We start from the raw sequence: 7,684 nt of genomic DNA on the forward strand, positions 1-7,684 counted from the left end.
CCCCCGGCCGCCCCGCCGGGCCCAAGATCATCCGGCTCGGCAGCCACCGGCCCCGGCTGCGCATGGTCAGCCTCGCGCTGACCCTGGTGATGATCGCCTTTGTCGTACGGCTGCTCCAGGTGCAGGGCGTCGACGCGAGCGAGTACGCAGCCAAGGCCGAGCAGAACCGGTACGTCGGCCGCACCCTGGCCGCCGAACGCGGTGGGATCACCGACCGCAACGGCGTCGAACTGGCGACCAGCGTGGACGCGTACGACATCACCGCCGACCCGTCGATGTTCACACCGCAGAGCACGAAACTGGCCGACGCCCCGGAGCGGGCCGCCGCTCTCCTCGCGCCGATCCTCGGGCAGGACGCGGCCGGTATCGCCAAGAAGCTGAAGGCGCCGGACACGCGCTACACCCTGCTCGCGCACCGCCAGACGCCCCAGGTGTGGACGCAGATCAAGGAACTGAAGTCCGCCCTGGCCGCCAGGCCCAGAACCGATCCGGACGCCGTCAGCGTCCTCGGTGGTGTGCTGGCCGTGCCCGCGAGCAAGCGTGTCTATCCGAACGGCGGACTCGCCGCCGGACTGCTGGGCTGGGTCAGCGCCGACGGCAAGGGCGGCGGCGGTCTTGAACAGCAGCTGAACGGCGAACTGGCCGGCAAGGACGGTGAGATCCGGTACGCGCAGTCGGGGGGACGGCAGGTGCCCACCGCCGACTCCACCGAGACGCCCGCCGTGCCCGGTTCCGACGTCGAACTGACCATCGACCGCGACATCCAGTGGGCCGCGCAGAACGCCATCACCGAGCAGGTGAAGAAGTCGAAGGCGGACCGCGGGTACGTGATAGTGCAGGACACCAGGACCGGCCAGATCCTCGCCATGGCCAACTCGCCCGGCTTCGACCCCAACGACCTCACCCGGGCCAACCCGGCCGCGCTGGGCAACGCCTCCCTCCAGGACGCCTACGAACCCGGCTCCACCGCCAAGGTCATGTCGATGGCCGCCGTGATCGAGGAGAACGTCGCCACACCCGCGACGCATGTCGTCGTGCCCAACCGGCTGCACCGGGGCGACCGGCTGTTCAAGGACGACATCGACCACCCGACCTGGTACCTCACCCTCAACGGCGTGCTCGCCAAGTCCAGCAACATCGGCACCATCCTGGCCACCGGCCAACTCGGCAAGACACAGGCGCAGTCCAACCGGATCCTCTACTCCTACCTGCGCAAGTTCGGCCTCGGCAGCTACACGGGGCTCGGCTTCCCAGGCGAGACCAAGGGCATCCTCGCGCCGCCCGACCAGTGGTCGACCTCCCAGCAGTTCACGATCCCCTTCGGCCAGGGCGTCTCCCTCAACGCGCTCCAGGCGACCTCCGTCTACTCGACCATCGCCAACGGCGGTGTCCGCGTGGAACCGACCGTGATCCGGGGCACCAAGGGCGCCGACGGCCGGTTCACCCCCGCCGCCGAGCCGAAGAAGACCCGGGTCGTCAGCGCGAAGACGGCGAAGACCCTCGCCAGGATGCTGGAGTCCGTCGTGGACGACGAGGAGGGCACGGGCGCCAAGGCGCGCATTCCCGGCTACCGGGTGGCGGGCAAGACAGGTACGGCGAACCGCGTGGATCCGGCCACCGGCCGCTACCACGGCTACACCTCGTCGTTCGCCGGATTCGCGCCCGCCGACAGCCCCCGCATCACCGTCTACTGCGCCATCCAGAACGCCACCAGAGGCAGTTACTTCGGAGGTCAGATCTGTGGCCCCATCTACAAGGAGGTCATGGAGTTCGCCCTGAAGACCCTTCAGGTGCCGCCCACCGGGGCCAGGCCCGCGAATCTCCCCGTGGCCTTCACGCCCTGACAAGCACGAAAACCAGCCAGGAATCAGCTCGTGAACCCGAACTCCGCCGACACTCCCGACCCTGGGAACAGCGCCCCGGCCGCGCCCTCACTTCGCTCGTCCGGGGGTGCGCCCGGTACGCTCACCGCCGTGCCACAAGCTGATCAGTACCAAACCACCCAGAAGGGCGTTCCTGTGACATATCCGGGACCGCCGAGGCCGGTTCACGTGACCGCCACCCCCCTCGCGGAACTGGTCGGCCAACTGGGTGCCTCACAGCCCCCGGCCGCGCGGGAGCCGGAGGGGATCGTCGCGGTCACGGGCATCACCCACGACTCGCGTGCCGTCCGCCCCGGCGACCTGTACGCCGCGCTCCCGGGGGCCCGGCTGCACGGCGCCGACTTCGTCGGTCAGGCCGCCGGCCTCGGCGCCGCCGCCGTGCTGACCGACGCCACCGGCGCCGAACGGGCCGCCGCCACCGGTCTCCCGGTGCTGGTGGCCGACGACCCGCGCGCGCGGATGGGCGAACTGGCCGCCACGATCTACGGCCGTCCGGGGCGCGACCTGCTCCAGATCGGCATCACCGGCACCTCCGGCAAGACCACCACCGCGTACCTCGTCGAAGGCGGTCTGAAGGCGGACCGGGCCACCGGGCTGATCGGTACGGTCGAGACGCGCATCGGCGACGAAAGCGTCAAGTCCGAGCGCACCACGCCCGAGGCCACCGACCTCCAGGCGCTGTTCGCGGTGATGCGCGAGCGCGGGGTCGAGGCGGTCGCCATGGAGGTCTCCAGCCACGCGCTGGTCCTCGGCCGGGTCGACGGCTGCGTCTTCGACATCGCCGTGTTCAACAACCTCAGCCCGGAACACATGGAGTTCCACTCCGGCATGGAGGACTACTTCCAGGCCAAGGCGCGGCTGTTCACTCCCGAACGCAGCAAACTCGGCGTGGTCAACTTCGACGACGCCTACGGCAGACGGCTCGCCCGGGAGGCCACCGTCCCCGTGGTCACCTTCTCCGCCGAGGGCCACCCGGACGCCGACTGGCGCGCCGTGGACGTCCACGTCGGCCCGATGGACTCGACGTTCACGGTCGTCGGTCCCAAGGACCAGCGGATCAGCGCCAGGTCGCCGCTCGCCGGCACCTTCAACGTCGCCAACAGCCTCGCCGCGATCGTCGCCCTCGCCGAGGCCGGGCTCGACCCGCAGGCCGCCGCCGACGGCATCGCCGCCGTCCCCGGAGTGCCGGGGCGCCTCGAACGGGTCGACGCGGGACAGCCGTATCTCGCGGTCGTCGACTACGCGCACAAGACGGACGCCGTCGAATCGGTGCTGCGCGCCCTGCGCAAGGTCACCGAGGGCAAGTTGCACGTGGTCCTCGGCTGCGGCGGCGACCGGGACACCACCAAGCGCGCCCCCATGGGCGCCGCCGCGGCCCGGCTCGCCGACACCGCCGTACTGACCTCCGACAACCCCCGCTCCGAGGACCCCCTCGCGATCCTCGCGGCCATGCTCGAAGGCGCGGCCTCCGTGCCCGCCCACGAGCGCGGCGAGGTCCAGGTGTTCGAGGACCGGGCAGCGGCCATCGCCGCCGCCGTGGCACGCGCGCGGCCCGGGGACACCGTGCTGGTCGCGGGCAAGGGCCATGAGCTGGGCCAGGACATCGCCGGGGTGGTCCGTCCGTTCGACGACCGCCAGGTGCTTCGCGAAGCTATCCAGAAGACCCAGGGATGAACTTGTGATCGCCCTCTCCCTCGCCGAGATCGCCGAAGTCGTCGGCGGGCAGACGCACGACATACCGGATCCGTCGGTCCGGGTGACCGGACCGGTCGTCAGGGACTCCCGTGAAGTGGAGCCCGGCAGCCTCTTCGTCGCCTTCGCCGGCGAACACGTCGACGGCCACGACTTCGCGGCGGCGGTCGTCGAGGCGGGCGCGGTCGCCGTACTGGCCTCCCGGCCCGTCGGTGTGCCCGCGGTCGTCGTGGACGACGTACAGCGGGCGCTGGGCGCCCTCGCCCGGCACGTGGTCGACAGGCTCGGCGCGACCCTCGTGGCCCTCACCGGCTCCGCGGGCAAGACCAGCACCAAGGACCTGATCGCCCAGGTGCTGCGGCACAAGGCGCCGACGGTGTTCACGCCGGGCTCGCTCAACAACGAGATCGGGCTGCCGCTGACCGCGCTGAGCGCCACCGAGGAGACCAGGTTCCTGGTCCTGGAGATGGGCGCCCGCGGAATCGGCCACATCCGCTACCTGACGGATCTGACGCCCCCGAGGATCGGCCTCGTCATCAACGTCGGCACCGCCCACATCGGCGAGTTCGGCGGACGCGAGCAGATCGCACAGGCGAAGGGCGAACTCGTCGAGGCGCTGCCCTCCGCGGCCGACGGCGGCATCGCGGTCCTCAATGCCGACGATCCCCTCGTCCGGGCCATGGCGGTTCGAACAAAGGCGAAGGTGATCTTCTTCGGTGAGTCCGGCGAAGCGGACGTACGCGCCGAGAACGTGCGACTCACGGACAGCGGACAGCCCGCCTTCAGGCTTCACACACCCTCCGGTGCAAGCGACGTGACCATGCGCCTGTACGGTGAGCATCACGTGTCGAACGCGCTCGCCGCCGCCGCCGTCGCCCATGAGCTGGGCATGTCCGCAGACGAGATCGCCACCGCGCTCTCCGAGGCGGGCACCCTCTCCCGCTGGCGGATGGAGGTCACCGAGCGCCCGGACGGCGTGACGATCGTCAACGACGCCTACAACGCGAACCCCGAGTCCATGCGAGCGGCTTTGCGCGCGCTCGCGGCCATGGGCACGGCCTCACGGGCCAAGGGGGGTCGTACGTGGGCGGTGCTCGGCAAGATGGCCGAGCTCGGGGACGAGGCGCTCGCCGAGCACGACGCGGTCGGACGGCTGGCCGTCCGGCTCAATGTCGGCAAGCTCGTCGCGGTCGGGGGCAGGGAAGCGTCCTGGCTCCAACTGGGCGCATATAACGAGGGTTCGTGGGGTGAGGAGTCGGTGCACGTGTCCGACGCACAGGCGGCTGTCGACCTGTTGCGCAGCGAGTTGCGCCCGGGGGATGTCGTGCTCGTGAAGGCGTCCCGGTCGGTCGGGCTCGAAACGGTGGCGCAGGCGCTGCTGTCCGGCGCCGAGGGTGAGGTTTCCGCCCGATGATGAACCAGATCCTGTTCGCGGGGGTCATCGGTCTCTTCCTGACGCTGATCGGCACCCCGCTGCTGATCAAGCTGCTGGCACGGAAGGGCTACGGCCAGTACATCCGCGACGACGGCCCGCGCGAGCACCACGCCAAGCGCGGTACGCCCACGATGGGCGGTATCGCCTTCATCCTCGCGACGATCGCCGCGTACTTCCTGTCCAAGGTGATCACCGGCAAGCCGCCGACCTTCTCCGGGCTGCTCGTGCTCGGTCTGATGGGCGGCATGGGCCTGGTCGGCTTCCTGGACGACTACATCAAGATCGTCAAGCGGCGTTCGCTCGGTCTGCGGGCCAAGGCGAAGATGGCCGGCCAGTTGACCGTCGGTATCGCCTTCGCGGTGCTCTCGCTCCAGTTCGCGGACAACCGGGGCAACACGCCGGCCTCCACGAAGCTCTCCTTCGTACAGGACTTCGGCTGGACGATCGGCCCGGTGCTGTTCGTCGTCTGGGCGCTGTTCATGATCCTGGCCATGTCGAACGGCGTGAACCTGACGGACGGTCTGGACGGCCTCGCCACCGGCGCCTCCGTCCTCGTCTTCGGCGCGTACACGTTCATCGGCGTCTGGCAGTTCCAGGAGGCCTGCGCCAACGCGAACACCCTGACCAACCCGTCCGCCTGCTACGAGGTACGGGATCCACTGGACCTCGCCGTCGTCGCCTCGGCGCTGATGGGCGCCTGCCTCGGCTTCCTGTGGTGGAACACGTCGCCCGCCAAGATCTTCATGGGCGACACCGGTTCACTCGCGCTGGGCGGCGCGCTCGCCGGTCTCGCGATCTGCTCCCGTACGGAACTGCTGCTGGCGCTCCTCGGCGGCCTGTTCGTGCTGATCACCATGTCGGTGGTCATCCAGGTCGGCTCCTTCAAGCTCACCCGCAAGCGCGTGTTCCGGATGGCGCCGCTCCAGCACCACTTCGAACTCAAGGGCTGGTCCGAGGTCCTGGTCGTGGTCCGCTTCTGGATCATCCAGGGCATCTGCGTGATCGTCGGACTGGGCATCTTCTACGCGGGATGGGCGGCGGACAAGTGACATCCGGTCAGGGCAACGACTGGGAGGGCATGCGGATCACCGTCGCCGGTCTCGGTGTGAGCGGCATCAGCGCCGCCCGTGCCCTGACCGCCCTCGGGGCCTCGGTCACCGTCGTTGACGGCGGTGACTCCGAGGCCCACCGGGAACGCGCGGCGGCCCTGGAGGGCATCGAGGTGCGCCTCGGCGACGCGGAGACCCTGCCCGAGGGGACCGACCTCGTCGTCACCTCGCCCGGCTGGAAGCCGAGTTCGCCGCTCTTCGCGGCGGCGGCCGAGGCGGGCGTGGATGTCATCGGCGACGTGGAGATCGCCTGGCGGCTGCGCGGCCCGGACGCTCCGCCCTGGCTGGCGGTCACCGGCACCAACGGCAAGACGACCACCACCCAGATGCTCGCCTCGATCCTGCGCGCGGCCGGCCTGCGTACGGCCGCCGTCGGCAACATCGGCACGCCGATCATCGACGTGGTCCTCGGCGAGGAGACGTATGACGTCCTCGCCGTGGAGCTGTCGAGCTACCAGCTCCACTGGGCGCCCTCCCTGCGCGTCCATTCCGCCGCCGTCCTCAACCTCGCCCCCGACCACCTCGACTGGCACGGCTCCATGGAGGCGTACGCCGCCGACAAGGGCCGTGTCTACGAGGGCAACCGGGTCGCCTGCGTCTACAACGTGGATGCCACCGACAAACCGTCCACCGAGGACCTGGTGCGCGCGGCGGACGTCGAGGAGGGCTGCCGGGCCGTCGGGTTCACGCTCGGCGCCCCCGGGCCGTCCCAACTCGGTGTCGTGGACGGCATCCTGGTCGACCGCGCCTTCGTCGAGGACCGGCAGCGCAACGCCCAGGAACTGGCCGAGGTCGGGGACGTCGATCCGCCGGCCCCGCACAACATCGCCAACGCCCTTGCCGCGGCTGCCCTCGCACGCGCCTTCGGGGTGCCCGCGAAGGCGGTCCGGGACGGACTGCGGGCCTTCACCCCGGACGCGCACCGCATCGCGCACGTCGCCGACGTGGACGGGGTCGCGTACATCGACGACTCCAAGGCGACCAACACCCACGCGGCCGAGGCCTCCTTGGCGGCGTACGAGTCGATCGTGTGGATCGCCGGCGGGCTCGCCAAGGGCGCGACCTTCGACGAACTGGTCGCCAGGTCGGCGAAGCGGCTTCGCGGGGTGGTGCTGATCGGCGCCGACCGTGCGCTGATCGGCGAAGCCCTCGCGCGACACGCGCCGGAAGTACCCGTCGTCGACCTCGACCGGACCGACACTGGGGCGATGCTCGCGGCTGTCCAGGAGGCCCGGCGGCTGGCCGGGGCGGGCGACACGGTGCTGCTGGCGCCGGCCTGTGCCTCCATGGACATGTTCGCCAACTACAACAAGCGCGGTGACGCGTTCGCGCAGGCGGTTCGCGAACTCGGGGCGATGACCTGACGGTCGGTCTTCAGCCGCGGTGCCCTACGGGACCCTTGGAGGCGCGCGTGAGGTCGGATGTTGCCCGGCAACCATCGGCGGTTCGTCTGCCGCGGGCCCGGTGGGGGCTGGTCGCGCAGTTCCCCGCGCCCCTTCGAGGGCGCTTCGCGCCGCTCTCGGTTGGGTCGCGCCCCGGGGCGCAGCCGCAGGTCGGTCACAGCC

5 protein-coding genes are annotated in these 7,684 nt (G+C 70.6%); all 5 read left to right on the forward strand.

The window, feature by feature from the left end:
* On the forward strand, positions 1-1,844 hold a 1,844-nt coding region (locus AOK08_RS28730; RefSeq protein ID WP_055531433.1), incomplete at its 5' end, for a peptidoglycan D,D-transpeptidase FtsI family protein.
* Positions 1,845-1,874: 30 nt separating this feature from the next.
* Positions 1,875-3,557 (forward strand): UDP-N-acetylmuramoyl-L-alanyl-D-glutamate--2,6-diaminopimelate ligase, encoded by a 1,683-nt coding sequence (locus AOK08_RS28735; protein ID WP_479683329.1) that lies wholly within the window; start codon positions 1,875-1,877, stop codon positions 3,555-3,557.
* A gap of 4 nt (positions 3,558-3,561) precedes the next feature.
* The gene (locus AOK08_RS28740; RefSeq protein WP_055531437.1) at positions 3,562-4,989 is read left to right on the forward strand and encodes a UDP-N-acetylmuramoyl-tripeptide--D-alanyl-D-alanine ligase; all 1,428 of its coding nucleotides are present in this window, start codon (positions 3,562-3,564) and stop codon (positions 4,987-4,989) included.
* On the forward strand, positions 4,986-6,059 hold the full coding sequence (gene mraY / locus AOK08_RS28745) for a phospho-N-acetylmuramoyl-pentapeptide-transferase (protein WP_055531439.1): 1,074 nt from the start codon (positions 4,986-4,988) through the stop codon (positions 6,057-6,059). Before AOK08_RS28740 ends, mraY begins: the two co-directional genes overlap by 4 nt.
* Complete coding sequence (gene murD, locus AOK08_RS28750) at positions 6,041-7,483, forward strand: UDP-N-acetylmuramoyl-L-alanine--D-glutamate ligase (protein ID WP_198539421.1); 1,443 nt, start codon at positions 6,041-6,043, stop codon at positions 7,481-7,483. Before mraY ends, murD begins: the two co-directional genes overlap by 19 nt.
* Positions 7,484-7,684 lie beyond the last annotated feature (201 nt).

The sequence above is a fragment of the Streptomyces graminilatus genome, assembly GCF_001418565.1.
Taxonomy (GTDB): Bacteria; Actinomycetota; Actinomycetes; order Streptomycetales; family Streptomycetaceae; genus Streptomyces; species Streptomyces graminilatus.

Excerpts from the sequence above, each read along its gene's own strand:
- murD (WP_198539421.1), top strand. The coding sequence starts at position 6,041 with ATGGGCGGCGGACAAGTGACATCCGGTCAGGGCAACGACTGGGAGGGC.
- mraY (WP_055531439.1), top strand. The coding sequence starts at position 4,986 with ATGATGAACCAGATCCTGTTCGCGGGGGTCATCGGTCTCTTCCTGACG.